22 protein-coding genes are annotated in these 24,063 nt (G+C 62.2%); 5 read left to right on the top strand and 17 right to left on the bottom strand.

Annotation, left to right across the window (positions count from 1 at the left end):
• Positions 1 to 144 precede the first annotated feature (144 nt).
• The 9 genes from ACA046_RS03200 to cbiE form a co-directional block, all read right to left on the bottom strand.
• Positions 145 to 1,527, bottom strand: coding sequence for a PepSY-associated TM helix domain-containing protein (locus ACA046_RS03200; protein ID WP_459025798.1), 1,383 nt, complete (start codon positions 1,525 to 1,527; stop codon positions 145 to 147).
• A 158-nt stretch (positions 1,528 to 1,685) separates the two neighbouring features.
• Positions 1,686 to 3,758, bottom strand: coding sequence for a TonB-dependent copper receptor (locus ACA046_RS03205; RefSeq protein ID WP_497675897.1), 2,073 nt, complete (start codon positions 3,756 to 3,758; stop codon positions 1,686 to 1,688).
• Positions 3,759 to 3,851: 93 nt separating this feature from the next.
• On the bottom strand, positions 3,852 to 4,223 hold the full coding sequence (locus tag ACA046_RS03210; protein WP_459025802.1) for a DUF2946 domain-containing protein: 372 nt from the start codon (positions 4,221 to 4,223) through the stop codon (positions 3,852 to 3,854).
• 64 nt (positions 4,224 to 4,287) lie between these two features.
• Positions 4,288 to 4,770 (bottom strand): copper chaperone PCu(A)C, encoded by a 483-nt coding sequence (locus ACA046_RS03215; RefSeq protein ID WP_459025804.1) that lies wholly within the window; start codon positions 4,768 to 4,770, stop codon positions 4,288 to 4,290.
• Positions 4,771 to 4,816: 46 nt separating this feature from the next.
• The gene (locus tag ACA046_RS03220; protein WP_459025806.1) at positions 4,817 to 5,212 is read right to left on the bottom strand and encodes a DUF2946 domain-containing protein; all 396 of its coding nucleotides are present in this window, start codon (positions 5,210 to 5,212) and stop codon (positions 4,817 to 4,819) included.
• A 102-nt stretch (positions 5,213 to 5,314) separates the two neighbouring features.
• Positions 5,315 to 5,638 carry a helix-turn-helix domain-containing transcriptional regulator gene (locus tag ACA046_RS03225; protein ID WP_046485680.1) on the bottom strand — a complete coding sequence of 108 codons (324 nt, stop codon included), beginning with the start codon at positions 5,636 to 5,638 and terminating at the stop codon, positions 5,315 to 5,317.
• Positions 5,639 to 5,652: 14 nt separating this feature from the next.
• Positions 5,653 to 5,976 carry a type II toxin-antitoxin system RelE/ParE family toxin gene (locus ACA046_RS03230; RefSeq protein WP_459025808.1) on the bottom strand — a complete coding sequence of 108 codons (324 nt, stop codon included), beginning with the start codon at positions 5,974 to 5,976 and terminating at the stop codon, positions 5,653 to 5,655.
• A gap of 56 nt (positions 5,977 to 6,032) precedes the next feature.
• Positions 6,033 to 6,758: a cobalt-precorrin-6A reductase gene (locus tag ACA046_RS03235; protein ID WP_497675898.1), complete on the bottom strand. Its 726-nt coding sequence runs from the start codon at positions 6,756 to 6,758 to the stop codon at positions 6,033 to 6,035.
• Positions 6,755 to 7,960, bottom strand: coding sequence for a precorrin-6y C5,15-methyltransferase (decarboxylating) subunit CbiE (gene cbiE / locus ACA046_RS03240; protein ID WP_497675899.1), 1,206 nt, complete (start codon positions 7,958 to 7,960; stop codon positions 6,755 to 6,757). The genes ACA046_RS03235 and cbiE overlap by 4 nt, the downstream gene beginning before the upstream one ends.
• 95 nt (positions 7,961 to 8,055) lie before the next feature.
• On the opposite strand from cbiE, the gene cobG reads away from it, so the two are divergent.
• The 5 genes from cobG to ACA046_RS03265 all read left to right on the top strand — a co-directional run bounded on the left by cobG (position 8,056) and on the right by ACA046_RS03265 (position 13,440).
• Positions 8,056 to 9,357, top strand: coding sequence for a precorrin-3B synthase (gene cobG, locus ACA046_RS03245; RefSeq protein ID WP_497675900.1), 1,302 nt, complete (start codon positions 8,056 to 8,058; stop codon positions 9,355 to 9,357).
• Complete coding sequence (locus tag ACA046_RS03250; protein ID WP_010174005.1) at positions 9,350 to 9,976, top strand: precorrin-8X methylmutase; 627 nt, start codon at positions 9,350 to 9,352, stop codon at positions 9,974 to 9,976. Before cobG ends, ACA046_RS03250 begins: the two co-directional genes overlap by 8 nt.
• Positions 9,976 to 10,707, top strand: coding sequence for a precorrin-2 C(20)-methyltransferase (locus tag ACA046_RS03255; RefSeq protein ID WP_088424735.1), 732 nt, complete (start codon positions 9,976 to 9,978; stop codon positions 10,705 to 10,707). The genes ACA046_RS03250 and ACA046_RS03255 overlap by 1 nt, the downstream gene beginning before the upstream one ends.
• The gene (gene cobJ / locus ACA046_RS03260) at positions 10,707 to 12,347 is read left to right on the top strand and encodes a precorrin-3B C(17)-methyltransferase (RefSeq protein ID WP_497675901.1); all 1,641 of its coding nucleotides are present in this window, start codon (positions 10,707 to 10,709) and stop codon (positions 12,345 to 12,347) included. The genes ACA046_RS03255 and cobJ overlap by 1 nt, the downstream gene beginning before the upstream one ends.
• 301 nt (positions 12,348 to 12,648) lie before the next feature.
• Positions 12,649 to 13,440: a hypothetical protein gene (locus ACA046_RS03265; protein WP_497675902.1), complete on the top strand. Its 792-nt coding sequence runs from the start codon at positions 12,649 to 12,651 to the stop codon at positions 13,438 to 13,440.
• 1 nt (position 13,441) lies between these two features.
• Here ACA046_RS03265 and ACA046_RS03270 read toward each other — a convergent pair whose 3' ends face one another.
• The 8 genes from ACA046_RS03270 to prmA all read right to left on the bottom strand — a co-directional run bounded on the left by ACA046_RS03270 (position 13,442) and on the right by prmA (position 23,920).
• On the bottom strand, positions 13,442 to 14,038 hold the full coding sequence (locus tag ACA046_RS03270; protein ID WP_003217330.1) for a MarC family protein: 597 nt from the start codon (positions 14,036 to 14,038) through the stop codon (positions 13,442 to 13,444).
• A gap of 184 nt (positions 14,039 to 14,222) precedes the next feature.
• Entirely contained in the window at positions 14,223 to 17,000 is a 2,778-nt protein-coding gene (locus ACA046_RS03275; RefSeq protein ID WP_497675903.1) for a hybrid sensor histidine kinase/response regulator, read from the bottom strand.
• A 102-nt stretch (positions 17,001 to 17,102) separates the two neighbouring features.
• On the bottom strand, positions 17,103 to 18,395 hold the full coding sequence (gene purD, locus ACA046_RS03280; RefSeq protein ID WP_003217326.1) for a phosphoribosylamine--glycine ligase: 1,293 nt from the start codon (positions 18,393 to 18,395) through the stop codon (positions 17,103 to 17,105).
• Between the two features lie 148 nt (positions 18,396 to 18,543).
• A complete protein-coding gene (gene purH / locus ACA046_RS03285; RefSeq protein ID WP_459025825.1) occupies positions 18,544 to 20,151 on the bottom strand; it encodes a bifunctional phosphoribosylaminoimidazolecarboxamide formyltransferase/IMP cyclohydrolase in 1,608 nt (535 codons plus the stop codon).
• A gap of 81 nt (positions 20,152 to 20,232) precedes the next feature.
• Positions 20,233 to 20,553: a DNA-binding transcriptional regulator Fis gene (gene fis / locus ACA046_RS03290; RefSeq protein ID WP_003186237.1), complete on the bottom strand. Its 321-nt coding sequence runs from the start codon at positions 20,551 to 20,553 to the stop codon at positions 20,233 to 20,235.
• The gene (gene dusB / locus ACA046_RS03295) at positions 20,550 to 21,563 is read right to left on the bottom strand and encodes a tRNA dihydrouridine synthase DusB (protein WP_076017982.1); all 1,014 of its coding nucleotides are present in this window, start codon (positions 21,561 to 21,563) and stop codon (positions 20,550 to 20,552) included. Before dusB ends, fis begins: the two co-directional genes overlap by 4 nt.
• Positions 21,564 to 21,748: 185 nt before the next feature.
• On the bottom strand, positions 21,749 to 23,011 hold the full coding sequence (locus ACA046_RS03300) for a DUF3426 domain-containing protein (protein WP_459025828.1): 1,263 nt from the start codon (positions 23,009 to 23,011) through the stop codon (positions 21,749 to 21,751).
• Positions 23,012 to 23,041: 30 nt separating this feature from the next.
• Positions 23,042 to 23,920 (bottom strand): 50S ribosomal protein L11 methyltransferase, encoded by an 879-nt coding sequence (gene prmA, locus ACA046_RS03305; protein WP_497675904.1) that lies wholly within the window; start codon positions 23,918 to 23,920, stop codon positions 23,042 to 23,044.
• Positions 23,921 to 24,063 lie beyond the last annotated feature (143 nt).

Genomic DNA, 24,063 nt, shown 5'->3' on the forward strand with positions numbered 1-24,063 from the left:
AAATCGCTTCTTCGAGGCGGTACTCGCCGCTGGGTGCGGCGAGTGGGGGAACGCATTAAGCGTTACAATATAACACTTTGTGCGACGTGGGCGAAAGCCCGCGTAAGACTACATAACGCCTCTAGGTAGGGCATCTCGTCTGTTTCACGCTGAACCTGAAGCAGATTCACGTTGGCCAAACAGACGTGAAAGCACCAGGCGATCCAACGCCCAGACCACGGTCAATGAGGCGCCCACCAGCGGAAAGACAATCGCCAGCCCAAGCATGATCGCCATCGCGGTTTTCCATTTCGGCAGGTCATGGCGCAACGGTGGAACCCCCAGGCTGCCCTGTGGCCGACGCTTCCACCAGATCACCAGGCCGCTGACGGCACTGAGCAGGATCATCAGGCAAATCAGCAGCACGATGATCTGATTGACCACGCCAAACATCTTGCCTTCGTGCAGCATCACGCCGGATTCGGTAACCCGCGCCACGGTGTTGTAGTGCTCCCAGCGCACATCGGCCAGCACCTTGCCGGAGTATTGGTCCACATGCAGGGTGGCGTCGTTGCGCGGGTCGTTGGCGAACACCGCGATGGTGAACACGCCTTCGGCAGTGGTGGGGAAGGTGATGCTGTAGCCGGGCTCGACCTTGCGTGAGTTGGCGAGGTCGACCACCTGTTGCAGGCGGATACTCGGGGCTGCCGGGCCCTGGCTCATGCCGGCGTGCTTCATGTGCTCGGCATGCTCGCCGGACATCGGCATCGGCGTGTTTTCCATGGCCCACGGCACGGTCTGTTGGCTCGCGGTGTTGAGGCTGCGGGCCTGCTGGTCGGACTGCGGTACGTTGTTCCACATCGCCGCCGGGAATGTATTCCACAGTTCGGCATATTGCTTGCCCCAGAAGCCGGTCCAGGTCATACCGCTGAGTAGCATCACCAGCAGGAAAGCCGCGCCCCAGAAGCCGGCGACCGCGTGCAAATCCCGCCAGAACAAGCGGCCGCGACTGCCCAGTCGTGGCCACAGAATGCCGGCCGCCGACTTGCCTCGCGGCCACCACAGATACAGGCCCGAAATCACCAGCATCACGCCCCAGCCGGCGGCCAGTTCCACCAGGCGATCGCCGACGGTGCCGATCATCAACTCACCATGCAGCGCACGAGCGATGGCTTGCAGGTTGTATTTGGAATCCTGTTCACCGAGCACGGTGCCGCGATACGGGTCGACGAATACCGTCGCTTCGTGCCCGTCGTTGCGCATCACGAATTGCGCGCTGCTGGTGGCGTCGGCAGGTGGCAGGTACTTGCTGATTTTGCCTTGGGGATAGGCGGCTTGGGCGCGTTGCAGTTGTTCGTCGGCACTCAGTGCGTGTTCGGCGCTTTGCACCGTCAGCAGGTTGCCGTACATCAGTGGGTCGAGCTGGGGTTTGAACAGGTAGATGATGCCGGTCAAGGCCAGCAGCACCATGAACGGCGCGACAAACAGCCCGGCGTAGAAATGCCAACGCCAGGCCAGGTTGTAGAAGGAAATCTTGGGTGTACTCATCAGGGGCTGCTCCGCAAAGGCATTTTGGTTATTCGTTGATGAACGCAATCCCGTAGGAGCGAGCTTGCTCGCGAAGAACCTGAGGACGCCGCGGTCATACAGAAGCCCCGCGTTATCGTTGGCGATTTTCGCGAGCAAGCTCGCTCCTACACTGGGCATTAGAAGCTCATGTCCACCTTGGTCCAGAGCGTGCGCCCCGGTTCCTTGATGGCTTGCGGGTCATTGGCCGGGTAGCCGAACCCGGCGTTGCCGGCCAGGTTCAGGTGCTCGGCGTATGCCTTGCCGAACAGGTTGTCGACGCCGGTGCTGACCTTGAAATTCTTGTTGATGCGATACGCCGCGTTCAGCGAGAACACGCCAAACCCCGAGCTCTTGTCGAAGTCCTTGCCGACCACGTTGCCCTTGTTCTGGTCGATGCGGTTTTGCGCCGCGACCACCCGCCACAAGGCGCCGGCGCTCCAGTCGTCCTGGCTGTAAGTCAGCCCGAAGCGCGCATCCAGCGGCGGGATCTGCGGCAGCGGTTTTCCGTCGTTGCTGTTCTTGCCCCAGGCGTAGGCGAAGGTGGCATCGGCTTTCCAGTTGTCGGTCAGCTTGTATGCCGCGCCCAACTCACCGCCCATGATTCGCGCATCCACATTGCGCGCCTGGGAAGTGGTGCCCATCATGCCCGGCTGGTAGTCGAACAGGATGAAGTCGCGCACCTGGCCAACGTAGCCCGAGGCCCAGGCGTCCAGGTCTGCGGATTTATATTGCAGCCCGAAATCCAGTTGGGTGGTTTTCTCAGGCTTCACGCCATCGAAGGCATTCACTGAACCGACCGCCCCGGTGTTGGGGGAAAACAGCTCCCAGTAATCCGGGAAACGTTCGGAGTGCCCTAGGCCGGCGTACAGGGTGGTCGGGCTGTCGGCCAGGTCGTGCTCGTAGCGCACAAAGCCCGACGGCAAGGTATCGGCGCGGGTGTTGCCGGCAGTGGGGTTGGGCCTGCTCATCATCCCGGAGCTAATGGTTTGCCGGAAATCCTTGGCCGAGGCGCGGTCCACACGAGCGCCGGTGATCACGCGGTCGCGGTCGGCGGCGTACCAGGTCAGTTCGCCAAATACCCCGTAGTTGTGGAAGTTGGCGTCCTTGCTGCGGGGCAGGTCCTTGTAGGTGTCGACGCCCATGGCGCTGCGTTGGCGGTGCTCGTTGGTTTGTGCATCAAGGCCGCTGATCAACTGCACATCGGCCCAACGCCAGGTGGCCTTGATGCGTGCGCCGAGGGTGCGGCGGTCGACGTTGGACGCCATTGGGCCAGCCATCATCCCGGTGCCCGACGGGACGCGCAGGGTGTAGTTGTCCATCACATGGTCGGCGTAGTTGTAGTAGACCTGCGCTTCGACCTTATCCAGCACTTCGCCGATATTCGACTTCTCGAATCGCAACCCGAGGCTCTCGCGCAAAAACTGCGAGCCATCCATGCCACGCCCGGCGTAGCGGGCTTCGCCATCGCCACGGCCGGCGGTGAGTTCCAGCAGGGTGTCGGCGTCTGGGGTCCAGCCCACGGCCACGTCGCCGTTCCACTTGTCGTAGCGCGAGGCGACGGTGGCGTTGTTGCCGTCCTTGTAGTCATCGGCGTGGGCCTGGTTGCCGATCACCCGCACATACCCCAGCGGCCCGCCGGCTGCAGCGTCGACGACTTTGTCGAAGCGCCCGTTGGAGCCTGCCAGGATGCTGGCGTTGACCCGCGTGCCCAGCTCGCCGAACTGCTCGGGCTCGCGCTCGAACAGGATCGTGCCGGCTGAAGCACCAGGGCCCCAGAGTACGGTTTGCGGGCCCTTGATCACCGTCAGCGTGTCGTAGGTTTCCGGCGAGATATAGGAGGTGGGCGCGTCCATCCGGCCGGGGCAGGCACCGAGCATCATGCTGCCGTTGGTGAGGATGTTCAGGCGCGAACCGAACATGCCGCGCAGCACCGGGTCGCCGTTGGTACCGCCGTTGCGCACCAGGGCGAAGCCGGGGATGGTCTTGAGGTAGTCGCCGCCATCGCTGGCGGGCACTGGCTGGCGCGGGTCTTTCGGGTTAGTGATCACGGTCAGCGGCGAGCTGGGGGCGATCGCCGTGATCACCGTCGGGCTCAGTTCATTGTGGTCGGCATGTTCGTCGGCGTGGGCCTGAGGAACCAGCAGCGCGCCACACAAAACGGCGAACACGGGAGTACGTCCCAAACGGGTGTCAGCAGAAAACCTGGACATGAAAAATTCCATCAATCATTCGTAAACAACACGGCCAGCAGCCTGCGGCTGTCTGTCTAAAGTCGGCCGGGGTGAAGTAACGGTGTGAAGTGCTTACGCGATGATGGGCGGGGCGCGGCTACGGGCGCCGGGGAAGACGGTTTGCCGGGCATGGCCCAGGCGTGGAGCGGGGGTCAGGGCGTTGGCGGGCGGCGGGCTGCCGAGGGTGACGAACGACACGCTGCCGGGCAGCGCCGGGCAACTGAAGAGCAGGCTGCAATAGCCGCACTTTTCCCAGAGCACGTGGTGTTCGTCGGGGGCTTTGTTGTGCTCGGCTGGGGGCTTTGCATCGCCATGGCAGCTCGGGCCGTCCATGGGCATTTCCATGGACATGCCGGCGTGATGATCCATCGGCATCGCTTGGGAAATCAGCGGACCGATAAAGATCATCAGCATGGCGAACAGGCTGATCCAGCTGCCGCGCATAAGGCCTACAGGCTTACGGCGGTGCGGGGACAACCTGGCGCGTGGGGCGCCCATCAAGAATTATCTATTGGGCGTGCATATGCTCGTGGCCAGCCATGGGCGGTTGCTTCTGCACCGACACTTCCACCTTTACAGGCCCGGCTTTCTCGAAATTCAGGGTCAGCGGGAAATGCTGGCCATCGCGCAAAACGCTGCGGTCCTTCAGGTCCAGCAGCATCACGTGGTAGGCCATGGGGGCGAACGTCAGGTCGCCTTTGGCCGGCACCGCGACGCTGGTCACCTGCTGCATCTTCATCAGGTCGCCCTGCATCACATGCTCATGCAGCTCGGCCTTGGCGGCCACGGGCGTGTCGACGCTGAGCAGGCGATCCGCATTCTCGCCCTGGTTATGAATCACGAAATACGCGGCGACGGTCGGCGCGTTGGGCGGCAGCTCCTGGGACCAGGGTTCGCTGACCACCAGTTCGCCGACCTTGAAGTCTTCGGCATTGGCAGCAGCACACACCGGCAGCAACAACGCAGCCAGAAGCAGGGAAGATTTGAGCATGGCAGTTCTCCAGAACGGTTCTAAACGCAGTTCACTTGCGAAGAAATCAGACCGTTGGAGAGGCGCGGGGGTTAAGGCTCGGCCATTGCTGGCGCGGGGTAGGGGATTGCAATGACGGCGGTGGCAGGTCTTGCACCGCGTCGAATCGAGCAAAATACAGGTTGGGTGTGTGCCCAGGCAGCGCGACCAGAGGCGCCGAGCCCGAGCAGCACCAGCAATGCTGCATGGTGGAGTGATCGTCTTGTTGCGGTGCCGGAATCTCCAGCTTGCCCAAGGCAATCGCTGTCAGCTTGTTGGCATTGGAGGAGCAGAAACCGCCCCACAGCAATTGCTTGACCGGGTCATCCGCCTGCTGCATCGCACTCGCCATCGGCATGGCAAAGGCGTTGAACAGCACTGCAAGGCAGGCTATCCAGGCAATTGCAAAGCGTTGACGGGCCATGGCGGACAATCCGTAGGGTTAAACGATCAGGTGGGTATTTAGCCTGATCGGGGGGGATAAGTAAAAAGGCGCGGTGTGGTTTGGTGTCGCAGTGCGATCACGTTATGCCGTAGGGACGCCGTGGACCTGCATATCGACACCTAGCGCTTTGCGGATCACTGCGAATATTGCAGCCAGGTTATCCATGCTGGGGTTACCACTGGCTGACAGCATTCGATGCAGGCTTTTACTCGGTTTTGCTGTCTCTTTCGCGAGCCCTTCAAAGCCCACTGTCGCATTGACCAAGTCACGGAGAATTACGCGTGAGATTTCCGGTTCGCCATTGAGAAACAGCGTAGCAGCCTCATCCAGGAGTGCTTGGGCAAATTCAGGGTCGCGTTGAGCACGTTCGGCAATGGTGTGTTTGTAACTGCGGGTTAGCGCCATGCTGACTACCTCCTTTATTCCGATTTCTTGCCACGCTGATGCTCATTGATCAGCGTTTTCACTACTTTGATATCGCGTTTTTGACTCGATTTATCGCCACCGCCGAACAGGATGATTAATCGGTGGCCTTCTTGTATCAGATAGATTCGAAGGCCTGGCCCCCAGTTAATACGGTATTCGCCGAATCCCTCGAACCATTTGATGTTGCTGGTGTTACCCCTTTCAAGTCGCACCAGCGCAGTTGAAACTTTGGTTGCTGCCGTTACATTCAAGGATGAAAACCACTCATCGAACGGGCTGATCTGGTTATCGCGTCGATATTCTTCAATCTCAATCATTGGCCGTCCTGAAGGTAACAAATAGGTTACTAATCAAGCAAGCGAGCGATCCTGACTTATCGAATGAAATTTGCCAACGCCATGAGTGTTTCCTTGAGCGACAAGAGTTCCCGGTCCACCGCCGCCAACACCGGCCGCCTCAACACCAACACCGGCACGCCCCGCTCCCGTGCCACTCCCAGCTTCGGCTCGGTAGCCGTACTGCCGCTGTTCTTGCTGATCAGCACATCAATCTGCCGCCGCTCAAACAACGCCCGTTCATCCTCGATCAAAAACGGCCCACGGGCGCCGATCACTTCGCAGCGTTCATTGCCGGGGTACACATCCAGTGCACGTAACGTCCAGAACTGCTGGGCGGGGATTTCGTCGAGGTGTTGTAACGGTTCACGGCCCAGCGTGAACAGTGGTCGCTTGAATGGCTTGAGGGCTTCGATCAGCTCTGCCCAGTCACTGACTTCGCGCCAGTCATCACCGGCCTGTGGCTGCCACGCCGGGCGGCGCAGGGCCCAGCAGGGAATGCCACACACACCAGCGGCAAGGGCGGCGTTGGCGCTGATCTGTGCGGCATACGGATGGGTCGCGTCCAGCACCAGTTCGATGCCTTCATCGCGAATAAACTGCGCCAGGCCATCAGCGCCACCATAGCCGCCAACCCGTACCTGACAGGTGAGATCGGTTGGCACTCGCCCTACACCCGCCAGGCTGTAGATATGCTCCGGGCCCAGTGTGCGGGCAATGGCCAGGGCTTCCGTCACACCGCCCAGCAGCAGGATGCGTTTCATAGCGGCTTGATCACTTCCAGCAGGGTGATCGGCAGCGCCTGGCGCCAGGTATCAAAGTCCCCCAGCGGTTGTGCCTGGGCCACATGAATGCGGGTCAGCTCGCCGCCGTGTTGTTCGCGCCAGGCCATCAGGGTCATTTCACTTTGCAGGGTCACGGCATTGGCCACCAGCCGACCGCCGGGGCGCAGGTGTTGCCAGCAGGTGTCGAGCACGCCGTCGCGGGTGACGCCGCCGCCGATGAAGATGGCGTCGGGTGCTTCCAGGCCAGCGAGTGCGTGGGGCGCGGTGCCGCGAATCAGTTGCAGGCCGGGAACGCCTAGGGCGTCACGGTTGTGTTCGATCAACAGTTGCCGACCTTCATCAGCTTCGATCGCCAGCGCGCGACAACTGGGGTGGGCGCGCATCCATTCGATCCCGATGGAGCCGCTGCCCGCGCCCACGTCCCACAGCAGTTCGCCGGGCATTGGCGCGAGGCGGGCGAGGGTCATGGCGCGTACGTCGCGTTTGGTCAGTTGGCCGTCGTGCTTGAAGGCCGAATCCGGCAGCCCCGCCAGGCGTGACAGACGCGCGGTGTTGGCGTCGGCCACGCAGTCGATGGCCACCAGGTTCAAGGCAGCAATCGGTTCACCTGGCCAATCCCGGGCGATGCCGTCGATGCGCCGCTCATCCGGTCCGCCGAGGTGTTCAAACACGCTCAGGCGACTTGCGCCAAACCCGCGCTCAGCCAACTGCGCCGCCATCGCCGCCGGGCTCTGGCCATCATTGCTCAACACCAGCAAACGCACGCCGCTGGCCAGGTGCGCATTCAGCGCTGCCAACGGTCGGGCAACCACCGACAGCGTCACCACGTCCTGCAATGGCCAGCCCAAACGTGCCGCCGCCAAAGACACGGATGAGGGCGCCGGCAGGATCAGCAGCTCATCGGCGGGCACCTGCCGCGCCAGGCTCGCGCCTACGCCATAGAACATCGGGTCGCCGCTGGCCAGCACGCACACCGCTTCACCACGCCTCGCCAGCACCGGCTCCAGGGAAAACGGGCTGGGCCACAACTGGCGTTCGCCACGGATACACACCGGCAACAAGTCCAGCTGGCGTTGGCCGCCAACAATGCGCGAGGCGCGCAACAAGGCGTGCCGGGCGTTTCTGCCCAGGCCCTTGAAGCCGTCTTCACCGATGCCTACTACCGTCAGCCAGGGCGACATATGAATTCCTTGAACGACATCCGACGGGCAGGCTTTTCATGCCGCCGGACAAAGCAGGCATAATACCGCGCCTTTACCCGTGAACCGGTAGCCCTGTGAAACCAACACCACTGTCCAATACCTTGCGTCCCTCGGCCTGTCCGGGGTTGCTGCGTATTGTCCAGGCGTTGGATGGCGGGATTTGCCGGATCAAGCTGGCCGGTGGTTCGATCCGCGCCGAGCAGGCATTTGCCGTGGCCGATGCGGCCCTGGCTCATGCCGGCGGGGTGATCGAGGCGACCAACCGCGCCAACCTGCAAATTCGCGGGATAGGCGCCGGGCACGACGCATTGATCGCCGCGTTGCTGGCCGCCGACCTGGGCCCCCGAAGTGCCGCCGGGGACGATGTGCGCAACCTGATGCTCAGCCCCAGCGCCGGGATTGACCGCGACATGCTGTTTGATACCCGGCCGTTGGCAGACCAGATTCTTGCCACTCTGGAAACCCACCCGCGTTTCCATGAGTTGTCAGCCAAGTTCGCCGTACAACTGGACGGCGGTGAAGCGCTGGCAATGCTCGAACATCATCACGACCTGTGGCTGTCGGCATTCGACGCCAACGGCGAGACGCTGTTGGCGTTCGGCCTGGCAGGCTGCCCGGCGCAGGACTCGCCGTTGGCCGCAGTGCCTTTGGCGCAAGGGCATGCACTGGTGGTGGCGGTTCTGGAGCTATTCCTTGAACTGGCCCGGCCCGATCAAACCCGGATGCGGCACCTGCTGGGCGAAACCGCTGTGGATAGCTTTCTCGGGCGACTAAACCTGCCCTTGCAGCCGGTTGACGGCTTTTCACGCCACTCCAACCCCGCGCCGCTGCACTTGGGAAGTTATCCACAGCGCCAAAAAAACCAGGTCTACGTCGCCGCCGTCGCACCTTTGGGCCGCCTGGATTCGGCGATGCTCAGGGGCGCCGCACAATTGGCTGTCGATCATGGCGACGCCACCCTGCGTGTCACGCCATGGCAGGGCCTGCTACTGCCCAATATCCAGAATGCAGCTGCCGTTACCGAACGCCTCGAACAGCTTGGTTTTTTGTGCTCGGTGGACCAACCCCTGGCGCGCCTGATCGCCTGCACCGGCTCCAGTGGATGCGCCAAAGGCTTGGCCGACACCAAGACCGATGCCCTGCAATTGGCAACGCTCGCGCCCGGCCACACCGTGCACCTGTCCGGCTGCCCGCGTTCCTGCGCCGCCGCACACACCGCGCCCGTCACCTTGCTGGCCGTGAGCCCAGGCCAGTACGACCTCTATTTTCGCGACGCAGGCCAGCCCGGTTTCGGCCGCCTGCACGCGCGCACTCTTTCTATTGAAGCGGCGGGCGCCTTGTTGCGCGCCCACCCACGGAGCAACACCGATGATTGATTACATCCGCGACGGTCAGGAGATCTATCGCAACTCCTTCGCGATCATTCGCGCAGAAGCCAAGCTGGATCGCATCCCTGCCGACCTGGAAAAACTCGCCGTGCGGGTGATTCATGCTTGCGGCATGGTCGACGCCATCGACGGCCTGCAATTTTCCGAAGGTGCCGGCAAGGCCGGGCGTGAAGCCCTGGCCGCCGGTGCGCCGATCCTGTGTGATGCGCGGATGGTTTCCGAAGGCGTGACCCGCACCCGCTTGCCGGCCAATAACCAGGTGATCTGCACCCTGCGCGATGACAGCGTGCCGGAGTTGGCCCGCGAGCTGGGCAACACCCGTTCCGCCGCCGCCCTAGAGCTGTGGCGCCCGCACCTGGAAGGCAGCGTGGTGGTGATCGGCAATGCGCCGACTGCCTTGTTCTACCTGCTGGAAATGCTCGACGCCGGCGCGCCCAAACCCGCACTGATCCTCGGTTTTCCGGTGGGATTTGTCGGCGCCGCCGAATCCAAGGCGATGCTGGCCGCAGACAGCCGCGGCGTACCGTTCGTGATCATGCAAGGCCGCCTGGGCGGTAGTGCGATGGCCGCCGCCGCGGTCAACGCCTTGGCCACGGAGGTCGAATAATGCCGGCACGCGGACGTTTGATTGGGCTGGGCGTAGGCCCCGGTGACCCGGAACTCATCACCCTCAAGGCCCTGCGCCTGCTGCGCGAATCGCCGGTGGTGGCGTACTTCGTGGCCAAGGGCAAGAAGGGCAACGCCTTCGGCATTATCGAAGACCATTTGGTGCCACAGCAAACCCTGATGCCGCTGGTGTACCCGGTGACCACTGAAGTGTTGCCAGCGCCGCTGTCCTACGAGCAAGTGATCAGCGATTTCTACGACACCGCGAGTGTCGACGTGGCCGCACATCTGGACGCCGGGCGCGATGTGGCAGTGATCTGCGAAGGCGATCCGTTCTTTTACGGCTCCTACATGTATTTGCACGATCGTCTGGCCGAGCGTTACGAAGCCCAGGTGATCCCGGGCGTTTGCTCGATGCTCGGCGGCGCGTCCGTGCTGGGTGCGCCGTTGGTGTATCGCAACCAGAGCCTGTCGGTGCTCTCCGGCGTATTGCCCCATGACGAACTCAAGCGTCGCCTGGCGGATGCCGATGCGGCGGTGATCATGAAGCTGGGGCGCAACTTCACCAAGGTGCGTCAGGTGCTTGAAGAGTTGGGGCTGGCGAGCCGGGCGTTGTACGTCGAGCGCGCGACCATGGCCAATCAGAAAATCGTCGCCCTGAGCGACGTTGATCCAACCTCTTCGCCGTACTTCTCGCTGATCATCGTTCCCGGCGAAAGGTGGCAAGGCTGATGACGGCTCCCGCGATTGTCATTCTGGGGCAGGGCAGTCTCGCCACTGCCCGGGCTATCCAGCAGGTGTATCCCGATGCGCTGATCCACGGCTTGGCCGGTCGGGTCGAGGGCGCAGATCAGGCCTATAACGAATTTGGCGCCACCGTGCGCCAGTTGTATCAACAGGGCACGCCGATCATCGCGTTGTGCGCTGCCGGGATTGTGATCCGCACCCTGGCGCCGCTGCTGCTGGAGAAGGGCGTCGAACCTGCCGTGCTGGCGGTTGCCGAAGACGGCAGCGCCGTAGTGCCGCTGCTTGGTGGCCTGGGTGGCGTGAACGTAATGGCGCGGGAAATCGGCGCCGCCTTGGGTGTTGCCGCCGCGATCACCACCAGTGGCGAACTGCGTTTCGACACCTGCCTGCTCAACCCGCCCAGCGGTTATCAGCTCGGCGATCTGGAGCTCGGCAAGCGCTTTGTTTCCGACTTGCTGGCTGGCGAATCGGTACGTATTGAAGGCGCGGCGCCGTGGCTGGATCAGGCCAACTTACCGCAAGATCAGCAGGCGCGTCTGGCGATTCACGTCGGCAGTGCCGAGCGCACGCCTGCAGCCAATGAGTTGCTGATTTATCCGAAGAACGTGTTGGTCACCTGCCAGCCGGGGCCGCAACTGGCCGCGCGCATTCGTGCGGCGTTGCAGAAGGCAGGGCTCGCCGTGCAGTCCCTGGCGTGTTTGCTGGCGGCTGAAACCGAGATGGCCGATTCGTCTTTGCATGAAGCTTCAGTCGAGTTGGGCGTGCCGTTGCGCTTCGCCGGTTTGCCGACCCAAGCGGACATCGCAATCACGGTGGCCGATGCACCTCTGGACCTGTCCCAGGTCGGACGCCCGCGTGGTCGCCTGGCGGTCATTGGTTTAGGCCCCGGCGCTGCCGAACTGATGGTGCCGGCGGTAAAGGCCGAACTGGCCCGCTGCACCGACGTGCTGGGTTACGAAACCTATGTGCGCATGGCAGGGCCGTTCCGCCCGGATCAAATCCAGCACTGCACCGACAACCGCGAAGAAATGCAGCGCGCCCGTCACGCCTTTGAGCTGGCGGCGCAGGGGCGTTCGGTGGTGGTGGTGTCCTCGGGTGACCCAGGCGTGTTCGCCATGGCCGCTGCGGTGATCGAAGCCTTGCACGAATCCAGCGACCCGGCCTGGCATCAGGTCGACCTGGAGATTCTGCCGGGTGTGTCGGCATCCCTCGCCACGGCGGCACAGGCGGGGGCGCCGCTGGGGCATGACTTCTGCGTGATGTCGCTGTCGGACAACCTCAAGCCCTGGTCGATCATCGAGAAGCGTCTGGACCTGGCTTCCCAGGCCGACCTGGCGCTGGCGTTCTACAACCCGATTTCCCGTGCACGGCCCTGGCAGTTGGGGCGCGCCCTGGAGATCGTCGCGCAGCATCGCACGGCCGAAACGCCGGTGGTGTTGGGCCGTGATATCGGTCGCCCGGGCCAGACCTTGCGTGTCACAACGCTGGGGCAACTGACGCCGGACCAGGTGGACATGCGCACCATGGTGCTGATCGGTTCGTCCACCACCTGCGTATTTCCTCGTGCCGGCGGTGGCGAGTGGGTGTACACGCCACGTTGGTATGGCGAGAAGCCGGCCTCCTGAAAAAGGGTGGCCCCGCAATGGGGCTGCCTTGAAAAAGTCATCAGGTGATGGAAGAAAGGTCTGCTTGCCGAGTGCTTTTTGCGTCGGGTCGAGTCATACCTTTCTCTACTGATTGAAGAAAAGTACGACGCCTTTGCGCACCACCGATTCATCCCCAACGTTTACTCACCTGCGCCGCCTGCAGTGATTTTTCCTGCGTGTCGCCGCGCGTTCTGTCGTCAATTCCCAGCAGCTCAAAATTCCCGGCAACTCGACTAGTGTTGGCGTTGAGCCCCATGTTGGGGGTTATGGAGAAATGGATATGGAGCGAAACAACAGACGGATCAACAGCGCAAAAAGGAGGAAGCTGATTGCCACTTACCGGCTTCCGGGCGCGTCCAGCCTGCCGTCGGGTTTGAGCCCGGCGGTGCAGCCCGAAGGGGATGAGGAGATGAACGCGGCGGTGGTGAACAACAGCGTCATGTCGTTCGTGGAGGGCATGACGAGTCTCAACAAGGAGTACACCCGCAAAAGCTATTTGCTGGCGAGCAGCTACGTCAGCGATGTGTTGCGGATCGCCCGGGGCACAGAGGCCTGGTACAACGAATTCATCAACGTGATGAGCAGCCTTGGGTGGATGCCGGTCAGGAGCAGTTTCGAGCGGGTCTACACGACTCGCAAGGGGTTGTCGGTGCAGTTGGCGGCGCTGAACCTGGTGGCGGCCACGGTAGCCTCGACGTTCCTGTCGGGGCCATTGATCAGCGCTCTGCCCAAACGGGTGGGGGAGGCTATCGAAGCCTTGAAGCAACTCCCGGCCTCATTTGAGTTATTCAAACGAAATATCACGACCCATGAGGGCGGTGATTTCGGCTTGGCGTCGTGCTCGGAAACGGCGGGGGAAGTGTCGATGGTGCTGGTGACTTACAGTTCCCACGGCGTCAGCAAGCAGTTGGGCATGCCGTTTCTGGAGTGGGACAGTGCGTCCGTTGAAGCCTTCAGTGGCCGCACGTGCCTGGTGCTGAACAGCTCGGTGGTCAACGAAGCCACGATTCAACTGCTGCGCGACAGCGCAGGGGACAAGGTCCGCCAGGCTATCGCCCAATACAGGATCTGACCTACGGCACCAGGTAACCGCGTACACCGGTGAAGATGATTTGTGCGGCCAGGGCGCACACAAACAACCCCATCAATCGGCTGACAATCTGCAAGCCCTGGTCGCCGAGGATGCGTTCGATACGGTTGGACAGGTACAACACCACGCCCACCGTAAGGCTGGCCAGCGCAATGCTGAGGATCGCGGTGATCTTGTCGTCCCAGTGCGGCTGGCTGACGCCCATCACCAGCAGCGCACCGATGGTGCCGGGGCCGACGGTCAGGGGGATGGTCAGCGGGACGATGGTCACGTCCTGCTGCACGTTGTCGGTCTGCACCGCCGACTTGCCTTGGGCCATGCCCAGCGCGGAGATAAACAGCACACTGCCGGCGCCGATGCGGAAGGCGTCGACGGTGATGCCGAACACACTGAAAATCACCCGGCCGAACAGGTAGAGCAACACGCTCGATACCAGGGTGGCGAGGGCCACTTTCCAGGCCAGGCGCCGCCGCTCCTTGCTGGAGTAACCGCGGGTCAGGCTGATAAAGCAGGAAAGCACGAAGAAGGGGCTGTAGAGCACCAGCATCTTCAGGTAAACGCTGAACAACACGTGGAGCATGGTGGGAGCTCACAGCGAAGGAGGGCGAGCGGGAGTTTATCAGGCCTGTGACGAACGGGCTGCACTGATCCCCTGTAGGAGCGAGCTTGCTCGCGAAGGTCGTTAACGATAACGCGGGCTTTCTGGTTTAACGCGGCGCTCTCAGGTTCTTCGCGAGCAAGCTCGCTCCTACAGGTTGGGCGTGTCAGGAAGTCGGGGCGTGCTCGGGGCGTTGTGCCCGCTGTGCTACCCAATACTCCACCAGCTCGCGCAACTGTGACAGCTCCACCGGCTTGGCCATGTGCCCATCCATCCCGGCCTGGCGTGCACGCTCTTTGTGTTCCGAAAGAATGTGCGCCGTCAGCGCCACGATCGGCGTACGAATGCGCTGGTTGCTGACTTCCCACGCCCGCAGTTGCTGGGTGGCGGAGAAGCCGTCGAGGATCGGCATTTCACAGTCCATCAACACCAGGTCATACCGCTGGGTTTTCATCGCTTGCAGGGCTTCTTCGCCATTGCTTGCAGTGTCCGGCTGCAGGTTGAGCTTGCCGAGCATGCCGCGAATGACCTTGGTGGAGATGCTGTTGTCTTCAGCCACCAGGATCCGGAAATCACTCGGCACCGTCACAGGCGCTGGTGCGCTGATCGCCGGCTGGCGCGGTTGCGCGGTGCCTTTGCTGCGTTGGGTCAACTCGTCGGCCAGTGTGGTCTTGAGGGTGTAGCCGGCCACCGGTTTGGCGAGGATGCGTTTGATCCCGCAGTTGCGCGCGATGATCTTGCTCGGCGCATTGCTGATGCCGGTGAGCATGATCAGCAAGATGTCGTGGTTCAGGCTCGGGTCTTCCTTGATCTTCGCCGCCAGTTGCATGCCGGTCATGCCGGGCATGTTCTGGTCCAGCAGCACCACGTCGAAATAGTCTCGCAGGTGCGCCTTGGTGCGCAGCAGCGCCAGGGCTTCCTTGCCCGAAGGCACGGCACTCACGTTCAGGCCCCAGGCCGTGCATTGCTGCACCAGCACTTTGCGGCAGGTGTCGTTGTCGTCCACCACCAGCACGCGCGCGCCCTTGAGCGGGCCGTCGAGGTCGGAGGTGGGATGTTCGAGACGTTCCGGGTCCAGTGGCAAGGTCAGCCACAGGGTGCTGCCTTGTTGGCTACCACTCTTGATGCCGAACTCGCCGTTCATCAACAGGATCAACTGGCGAGCAATGACCAGGCCCAGATGGCCGCTCAAGCGTGTGGCAGACAGGAAATTCTTGCTGTGCAATTCGCTGTGCAGCAGGGCGTCGCGCTCGGCGGGCTCCATTGGCAGGCCGCTGTCCTGCACCGCAATGCGCAGGCGCGGTTTGCTGCTGCGCTCATCCAGCGCCACCACGATCAGCACTTCGCCTTCATCGGTTTTTTGCAGGGCGTTTTCCAGCAGGCTCAACAGCGCCTGGCGCAGGCGCGTCGGGTCGCCGCTGATCACCCGTGGCACCTGGGGCTGGATAAAGCTGATCAGCTCAACGTTTTGCTGTTCGGCCTTGGCGCGGAAAATACTCAGGCAGTCTTCGATCAACGCGTTGAGGTCGAACTGCACGTCGTCCAGTTCGATCTGCCCGGACTCAAGCTTGGAGATATCGAGAATCTCGTTGATCAGGGTGAGCAATTCGTTGCCGGCACTGTGGATGGTTTGCACGTAGTCGCGCTGCTTGACCGACAGCGGCGTGCCCAGCAGCAGTTCGGTCATGCCTAGCACGCCGTTCATGGGCGTACGGATTTCGTGGCTGATCTTCGCCAGGAACTCGGCCTTGGCGGCGATCTCGGCATTGCTCGCCGCCAGGTCGCGGCTGAGGCTGAAGTTGTCTTCGGTGATGGCGCGCTGGCGTTCGCCCAAGGCCAGGCTCATCAACAGGCCGCTGAGGCAGATAAAACCGAGCAGGGTAACGATCAAGCCTTGGGGCGCTACCAATGTCAGGCCCAGCAAGGCCGGCAGGATAATCAGCGTGCCGATGTTGAAAATCACCATCGCCACCATGAACAGGCGCGCCGGGCGATAACCTTTTTGCCAGTGATAGGCCGAGACGAACAGCATGCTCAGGCCGGCCAGCGCCACCAACGCGTAGGTGATGATGTTCAGCGGCAGCGTATTGACGAATAACAGCAACAGCCCGCTCAGGACGATCAACAGGATGTCCGCCATCAACAGCTTGTTCAGCGGATGCGGGCCCAGAGGCGTAAAGAAGCGATAGGCGAACATCAGCCCGCACGGCGCCGTCAGCAGCAGGGCGAGGTACGCGCCAGGAGTTTGTACCGCGTGCCAGTTCGGCAGCCACGGCCCGACCACGTTGAGCAGCAGCGCCAGGCTGAGCAGCAGCAACACTTCACACGCGGCGAGCCACAGGCTGCTGCGGGAGCGATGGTAGGCGTAGCGGGTCAGGTTGTGCAGGATCAGCATCACCAGGCAGCCGAACAGCAGCCCGTAGATCAGCGTCTGGTTCTGGTTGGCCGCCGCGAGTACGGCGGGCTCCAGGGTGATGTACGGGCGCAGCTCGTGTTCCGAGACCATGCGCAGGTACACGTCCAGCGGCTTCTGGCTTTGGGGCAGCGGCAGCATGAAGTCGCTGCTGGGCAGCGGGCGCTCGGCCTGGGGCTGGCGGGTGCCGGTGGCTTGCTGCTCCACCAGGGTGTCGCCGTCGAGCACGTACAGGTTCAGGTGTGCCAGGTCCGGAGCGAATACCCGCAGCACTTGCTCGTGCTTGCCGGGTTGCAGCCTGAAACGTACCCACAACGCACCGTCCGGTTGCGCGGCGGTAATCCGGTCCAGTTCGATGGGGCTGAATTGATTGATGTAGCGGGGCGAGCGGATATCGCTCAGTTGCAGATCGGCCTGTTCGTCAAGCAATACCGCCCAGCCACTGCCTTGTGCCGCGGCTTGTGCCGGAAGCAAGCAGAGCAAGGTCAGCAGACTGACAGTGAAACCTATGGCGATCCTGAGCCAGCGCACGGCGAAATCCCTTCGTAGGTTTATGCATGGGTATAACTATGCGCGGGGCCACAAGCGTAGGGCAAGGGCCAAGGGCCCCTGCCTAACCGAACGGATAGCTGTTTACTGACTTTCGCCGCGCTCACGGGCAATGGCGCGGTAGCCAATGTCGGTGCGGTAGAAGCAGCCTTTCCAGTCGATCTTCGCCGCCAGCTTGTAAGCCTGTTGTTGGGCGGCATCTACGCTGCTGCCCATGGCGGTGGCGCACAATACGCGACCACCGGCGGTGACAACCTTGCCATCCTTGAGCGCGGTGCCCGCGTGGAACACCTTGCCTTCCAGCGTAGCAGCCGCATCCAGACCTTCAATCACATCGCCCTTGGCGTAGTCGGCCGGGTAGCCGCCGGCGGCCAGCACGATGCCAACGCTTGGGCGCGGGTCCCACTGGGCTTCGACCTTGTCGAGGGCCTGGGCCAGCGCCGCTTCCACCAGCAGTACCAGGCTCGATTGCAGGCGCAGCATCACCGGTTGGGTTTCCGGATCGCCGAAGCGGCAGTTGAACTCGATGACTTTCGGGTTACCGGCTTTATCGATCATCAAGCCGGCATACAGGAAACCGGTGTACACGTTGCCTTCATCGGCCATGCCGCGCACGGTTGGCCAGATCACCAGGTCCATCACGCGCTTGTGCACTTCGGCAGTCACTACCGGAGCAGGGGAGTAAGCGCCCATGCCGCCGGTGTTCGGGCCGCTGTCGCCGTCGCCCACGCGTTTGTGGTCCTGGCTGGTGGCCATCGGCAGCACGTTCTTGCCGTCGACCATCACGATGAAGCTGGCTTCTTCGCCGTCGAGGAACTCTTCGATCACCACGCGCGAACCGGCTTCACCGAAAGCGTTGCCGGCGAGCATGTCGCGCACGGCGTCTTCGGCTTCTGCCAGGGTCATCGCGACGATCACGCCTTTGCCGGCGGCCAGGCCGTCGGCCTTGATCACGATCGGTGCACCGACCTCACGCAGGTAAGCCAGGGCTGGCTCGATCTCGGTGAAGTTCTGGTAGTCGGCCGTCGGGATCTTGTGGCGAGCCAGGAAATCCTTGGTGAAGGCTTTCGAACCTTCCAGTTGGGCGGCGCCGGCGGTTGGGCCGAAGCAGTCCAGGCCACGGCTGCGGAACAGGTCCACAACGCCGGCTACCAATGGCACTTCCGGACCGACGATGGTCAGGGAAACGTTTTTCTCTGCAAAGTCCGCCAGCTGCTCAAGGGCCAGCACGTCGATGGCGACGTTTTCGCACTTGGCTTCAATGGCGGTGCCGGCGTTGCCGGGTGCAACGAAAACTTTCTGGACGCGCGGGTCCTGGGCAACTTTCCAGGCCAGGGCGTGTTCACGGCCACCGCTGCCAATGATCAAAACATTCATTTCAAAAACCTCAAATTCTGTAAGGCGCCGCTGGAGCGCTTTATGTGGGAGCGGGCTTGCTCGCGAAAGCGGTGTGTCAGTCGCAGGATATGTAGCTGATACACCGTATTCGCGAGCAAGCCCGCTCCCACATTTCGATCAAGTTGGATCAGTGGCGGAAGTGACGCATGCCGGTGAAGACCATGGCGATGCCGGCTTCATCCGCCGCTGCAATCACTTCTGCATCACGCATCGAGCCGCCCGGTTGGATCACGGCGGTCACACCGGCTTTCGCGGCGTTGTCCAGGCCATCACGGAACGGGAAGAATGCGTCGGACGCCATCACCGAACCCTGTACCTGCAAGCCGGCATGCTCAGCCTTGATTGCAGCGATACGTGCCGAGTTCACACGGCTCATCTGGCCCGCGCCGACACCGATGGTCTGGCGATTCTTGGCGTAGACGATGGCGTTGGATTTAACGTACTTGGCGACTTTCCAGGCGAAGATCAGGTCGTTGATTTCCTGCTCGGTCGGGGCGCGTTTGGTCACCACTTTCAGGTCTTCGCTGCCGATCATGCCGATGTCGCGGCTCTGTACCAGCAAACCGCCGTTGACGCGCTTGTAGTCCCAGGCAGCGGCACGCTCAGCCGACCACTCGCCGCAGGCCAGCAGTCGCACATTGGCCTTGGCCGCAACGATGGCGCGGGCTTCTTCACTGACGGATGGGGCAATGATCACTTCAACGAACTGACGCTCGACGATCGCCTTGGCGGTCTCGGCGTCCAGCTCGCGGTTGAAGGCAATGATGCCGCCGAAGGCCGACTCGGTGTCGGTGGCGTAGGCCAGTTCGTACGCCTGGCGGATACCGCCTTCAGCGTCCGGGCTCACGGCCACGCCGCACGGGTTGGCGTGCTTGACGATCACGCAGGCTGGCTTGACGAAGCTCTTCACACATTCCAGCGCGGCGTCGGTGTCGGCCACGTTGTTGTAGGACAGCTCTTTGCCTTGCAGTTGGGTCGCGGTGGCGATGCCGACTTCAGCAGGCTTGGCCTCAACGTAGAACGCCGCGCTCTGGTGCGGGTTCTCGCCGTAGCGCATTTCCTGGGCCTTGATGAACTGGCTGTTGAAGGTGCGCGGGAACTGGCTGCGACCTTCAGTGCTCAGGGTTTCAGCCGCCTGGTTCACGGTGCCCATGTAGTTGGCGATCATGCCGTCGTAGGCGGCGGTGTGTTCGAAGGCCTTGAGCATCAGGTCGAAGCGCTGGGCGTAGGTCAGGCCGCCGGCTTTCAGGCTTTCCAGAACGTTGGCGTAATCGCTGGCGTTAACCACGATGGCCACGTCTTTGTGGTTTTTGGCTGCCGAGCGAACCATGGTCGGGCCGCCGATATCGATGTTCTCGATGGCGGTCGGCAGGTCGCAGCCTGGCTTGTTGATGGTGGCTTCGAACGGGTACAGGTTAACGGCCACCAGGTCGATCGGCTTGATGCCGTGCTCGCTCATGATGGCGTCGTCGATACCGCGACGACCGAGGATCCCGCCGTGGATTTTCGGGTGCAGGGTCTTCACCCGACCGTCCATCATTTCTGCGAAACCGGTGTAGTCCGCCACTTCCACTGCGGCCACGCCGTTGTCCTGCAGCAGTTTGAAGGTCCCGCCGGTGGAGAGAATCTCCACGCCCAGGGCTTCCAGCTCCCGGGCAAATTCGAGGATCCCGGTCTTGTCGGAGACACTGATCAAGGCACGGCGGATCGGCAGGCGGGTAGTCTGGTCGGTCATTTCAATTTCCATCAAAAGCAAAGGAGTCAGCAAAAAAGGCGTCCGTTTTTACGCGGGCGCCTTTCTGGTTTGATTGAATGCTTACAGCAAATCGTACTGCTTGAGTTTCTTGCGCAGCGTGCCACGGTTCAGACCGAGCAGCTCACTGGCCTTGGTCTGGTTGCCCTTGACGTAGTTCATTACGCTTTCGAGCAATGGCGCTTCGACTTCGGAGAGCACCAGGTTGTACACGTCCGTGACGGCAGCGCCCTCAAGGTGGGCGAAATAATTGTGCAGCGCCTTCTCGACACTGCCGCGAAGGGTCTGGCCTTCTTCGCTCGGCGTGTTGAGGTGCTGTTTCAAATTGACGTTGTCGCTCACGGGTGTTGTTCCACTCACTAAAGTCTCGGTCATCATCGTCATGCGGCCACCCCTTCTCCGTCCCCTGTCACCAGGCTCTTGTAACGTTCGCTGAAGAACTCACGAACGTTGGCGCACTGTGCTTCCGTATCATCCAAACGATTGAAGTGGGCGCGAAACTCCTTGGCGCCCGGCAAGGTTGCGAGATACCAGCCCACATGCTTGCGAGCAATGCGTACGCCCATCACGTCTCCATAGAAGGCGTGCAGGGCGGCCAGATGCTCTAGCAGAATACGTTCCACCTCGATCAGCTCCGGTGCCGGCAAGGTTTCACCTGTACGCAGAAAATGCTCGATCTCACGAAAAATCCACGGCCGCCCCTGGGCAGCCCGGCCAATCAACAAACCATCGGCGCCGGTCGCGTGCAGCACGCGCCGGGCTTTCTCGGCTGAATCGATGTCGCCGTTGGCAAAGACGGGAATCGACACCGCCTGCTTGATCGCGGCAATGGTGTCGTACTCGGCTTCACCGGTGTAAAGGTCGGCGCGGGTGCGGCCATGCACCGCCAGCGCTGTAATGCCTGCCTGCTCGGCGATCTTCGCCACCGTCAGGCCATTCTTGTTGTCCCGGTCCCAACCGGTGCGGATCTTCAGGGTGACCGGCACATCCACTGCAGCGACAACGGCATGCAGGATCTCGCTCACCAACTGCTCATCCTTCAACAGGGCAGAACCTGCGGCCTTGTTGCAGACCTTCTTGGCCGGGCAACCCATGTTGATATCAATAATCTGCGCCCCCAACTCCACGTTGGCCCGGGCCGCATCCGCCAGCATCTGCGCATCACCGCCGGCGATCTGTACCGAGCGGGGCTCGGGATCACCTTCGTGGATCATGCGCATCCGCGATTTGCGGGTGTTCCACAAGCTCATGTCGCTGGTGACCATTTCCGAGACTACAAGCCCTGCGCCCAAACGCTTGCAAAGCTGACGAAAGGGCTGGTCGGTGACGCCCGCCATAGGGGCGAGGATCAAGCCGTTGTGCAATGTGTATGGGCCGATGCGTACCGCCGACATAGGACTTCCCTGTTGTGGGGCCGGATCATTAGAGTTCGAAAAAGGGTTGGCATGATACCCGCTCTCGATGACTGGATAAAGGCTGAATTGGATAAAATCTGAACAGTTATTTTCTTATCGCCGCTGGTTTGGTCAAGGGCGGAGCAGTCAAGAATCTGCCGTCAAACCTTACTCCTTGGGCCGGATCACTCGGGAGAGTGGAAGCTCAGGCTGTAATTCACCGCTTTGTTGCCCGGGTCGAGGATGTCCAGGGCAATGTGGATCGGCGTCTGGGAGGGCATCTCGGTTACGCCTGCCAACTCGCCGCTGAGGTATTCGGCGGGTTTGAAGCGACGACTGGCGATCATATTCCCGTTCATGTCGGCAAAGCGTAGCTCCAACAGCGGGAACGGTTGGGAGAATGTCGCGCGGTTATAGATGATCGCGTCCACCACCAGGGCGCCAGCGAACTCCGGGTGGCTGCGCACCACCAGGTTGCTGCTCTTGATGTGGGCGATATCGACGCGTGATGGCACCGTGCAGCCCAGTTTCGGGCACAGTTCCTGGAACCACGGGCGGTAGGCGTCCTGGCGTGCCAGTTCGTCGAATTGGTAGGCGACGTATTGTCCCGCCAGGCCGGCGGCGGCCAGCAACACCAGCAAGCCCCAGAACAGACGGCGGCCCCAGCCGGAGGCGCGTTTCTGGGAATACAGGTGAAGCGGATCGTCTTCCAGGTCCTGCAGCATCTCGTCGTGGGCGCCGGCCTCGGGGCGAGGGCGCTTGCGTTTGGGCTGCGGGCGTTCCGGTTGTTCGGGTTCTGGCTCGTCTGCTACGGCGGTTACCGGTGGATCGAGTTCGTCATCGGTGGTGTTGGCGTGCAGCGCTGGTTCTTCGTCGGGCTCGACCGCTTCAAACGACATCGACGGTTCGGTGCGCTTGGGTTTGGCGAGGCTTGCCTTGGCCGGTTGCGGCTCGTCATCGGTCGGTTGTGGGGCTTGCGCCCGTTCATCCCGAGGCTCGCTGAACAGGCTGGCGGCCCATTGCTCTTCCTCGGCCTTAGCCGTGTCGCGGCTGGCGCTGAGGGAGTCTTCTTTTTGCCGACGGTCGGCGCCGGGTTGGCGACGATCTGCACCTACGGGCTGGGTGTGCTGAATCTCGCGACGTTCCAGCTTGGCCAGTTCTTCGTCGAGGTCCAGGTTATCCAGGTCAAGCTCTTCGGCGGTCCATTGCTTCTGGCTGATGGCCCGCGGGGCTTCGGGTGGCAGTTCTACTGCTGGCGGTGGCTCTACCGCTGCTGCTGCCTGGGGCGCGGGCGCACTGGCGCGCTGCTCCAGCAGTTGGCGGGCGGCATTGAACACTTGCAGGCATGAGCCACAGCGCACCACGCCACGGGCCACGCTCAATTGAGCGTGGCTGACGCGAAAGCGTGCTTGGCAATGTGGGCACTGGGTGACGAAACTGTCGGTCATGCGGCCATCCGATTCATGCAGGCGCTCATTCTAGCGCCGACGACCACTGATGCGTACCCAGCCATCGCGGTTGGCGATCGGATCCAGCTCGAAATCCCGGGCGTAGGCAGCGGCAACGTCTTCGCCTTGTTCGACGAGGATGCCCGACAGCGCCAGGCGGCCGCCCGGCTTGACCAGGCTCGACAGCTGCGGCGCCAAAGCAACCAGCGGCCCGGCGAGGATGTTGGCCACCAGTACGTCGGCTTGCACCTGGGGCAATTGCTCCGGCAGGTACAGCGGGAATTTCTCTTCAGCGATGTTATTGCGCCCGGCGTTATCGCGGGAGGCTTCCAGGGCTTGCACGTCGATGTCAGTACCGACGGCTTCCTTGGCGCCCAGCAGCAGGGCGGCGATCGCCAGGATCCCCGAGCCGCAGCCGAAGTCCAGCACGTTGCAGTCTTTCAGGTCCTGGCCGTCGAGCCATTCCAGGCACAGGGCGGTGGTGGGGTGAGTGCCGGTGCCAAACGCCAGGCCCGGGTCCAGCAGCAGGTTGACGGCGTCAGGCTCGGGGGCGGCGTGCCAGCTCGGCACGATCCACAGGCGCTGGCCAAAGCGCATCGGCTGGAAGTTGTCCATCCAGCTGCGTTCCCAGTCCTGGTCTTCGATGATTTCGCTGTGGTGCTCCGGCAGTGGGCCACCGGTGAGCAGTTCCATATGGGCCAGCACGCTGGCGGCATCGGTGCCGTCTTCGAACAGGGCCAGCAGATGGGTGTGGGACCACAGCGGGGTGGTGTTGAGCTCGGGCTCGAAGATCGGCTGGTCTTCGGCGTCCATGAAGGTCACCGACACGGCGCCCACTTCGAGGAACGCGTCTTCGTAGGTTTCGGCTTGTTCTGGGCTGATGGCGAGACGGACTTGCAGCCAAGGCATGGCGGGCACCTTTGAAAAAAATGAGTGTGCAGCGGGGTAGGGCTGCGAAAGACGCGCAAGTTTACGCGAGCGAACAGCAGAAGACGACTGTACTGCTGGTGTACACAGAACAAAATGTGGGAGCGGGCTTGCTCGCGAATGCG

The sequence above is a fragment of the Pseudomonas sp. LBUM1641 genome, from assembly GCF_059716235.1.

Bases quoted from the DNA above. Each gene is read 5' to 3' on its own strand.
- ACA046_RS03200 (WP_459025798.1), bottom strand. From the start codon at position 1,527: ATGAGTACACCCAAGATTTCCTTCTACAACCTGGCCTGGCGTTGGCAT.
- ACA046_RS03205 (WP_497675897.1), bottom strand. From the start codon at position 3,758: ATGTCCAGGTTTTCTGCTGACACCCGTTTGGGACGTACTCCCGTGTTC.
- ACA046_RS03210 (WP_459025802.1), bottom strand. From the start codon at position 4,223: ATGCGCGGCAGCTGGATCAGCCTGTTCGCCATGCTGATGATCTTTATC.
- ACA046_RS03215 (WP_459025804.1), bottom strand. From the start codon at position 4,770: ATGCTCAAATCTTCCCTGCTTCTGGCTGCGTTGTTGCTGCCGGTGTGT.
- ACA046_RS03220 (WP_459025806.1), bottom strand. From the start codon at position 5,212: ATGGCCCGTCAACGCTTTGCAATTGCCTGGATAGCCTGCCTTGCAGTG.
- ACA046_RS03225 (WP_046485680.1), bottom strand. From the start codon at position 5,638: ATGGCGCTAACCCGCAGTTACAAACACACCATTGCCGAACGTGCTCAA.
- ACA046_RS03230 (WP_459025808.1), bottom strand. From the start codon at position 5,976: ATGATTGAGATTGAAGAATATCGACGCGATAACCAGATCAGCCCGTTC.
- ACA046_RS03235 (WP_497675898.1), bottom strand. From the start codon at position 6,758: ATGAAACGCATCCTGCTGCTGGGCGGTGTGACGGAAGCCCTGGCCATT.
- cbiE (WP_497675899.1), bottom strand. From the start codon at position 7,960: ATGTCGCCCTGGCTGACGGTAGTAGGCATCGGTGAAGACGGCTTCAAG.
- ACA046_RS03250 (WP_010174005.1), top strand. From the start codon at position 9,350: ATGATTGATTACATCCGCGACGGTCAGGAGATCTATCGCAACTCCTTC.
- ACA046_RS03255 (WP_088424735.1), top strand. From the start codon at position 9,976: ATGCCGGCACGCGGACGTTTGATTGGGCTGGGCGTAGGCCCCGGTGAC.
- cobJ (WP_497675901.1), top strand. From the start codon at position 10,707: ATGACGGCTCCCGCGATTGTCATTCTGGGGCAGGGCAGTCTCGCCACT.
- ACA046_RS03265 (WP_497675902.1), top strand. From the start codon at position 12,649: ATGGAGCGAAACAACAGACGGATCAACAGCGCAAAAAGGAGGAAGCTG.
- ACA046_RS03270 (WP_003217330.1), bottom strand. From the start codon at position 14,038: ATGCTCCACGTGTTGTTCAGCGTTTACCTGAAGATGCTGGTGCTCTAC.
- purD (WP_003217326.1), bottom strand. From the start codon at position 18,395: ATGAATGTTTTGATCATTGGCAGCGGTGGCCGTGAACACGCCCTGGCC.
- purH (WP_459025825.1), bottom strand. From the start codon at position 20,151: ATGACCGACCAGACTACCCGCCTGCCGATCCGCCGTGCCTTGATCAGT.
- fis (WP_003186237.1), bottom strand. From the start codon at position 20,553: ATGACGATGATGACCGAGACTTTAGTGAGTGGAACAACACCCGTGAGC.
- dusB (WP_076017982.1), bottom strand. From the start codon at position 21,563: ATGTCGGCGGTACGCATCGGCCCATACACATTGCACAACGGCTTGATC.
- ACA046_RS03300 (WP_459025828.1), bottom strand. From the start codon at position 23,011: ATGACCGACAGTTTCGTCACCCAGTGCCCACATTGCCAAGCACGCTTT.
- prmA (WP_497675904.1), bottom strand. From the start codon at position 23,920: ATGCCTTGGCTGCAAGTCCGTCTCGCCATCAGCCCAGAACAAGCCGAA.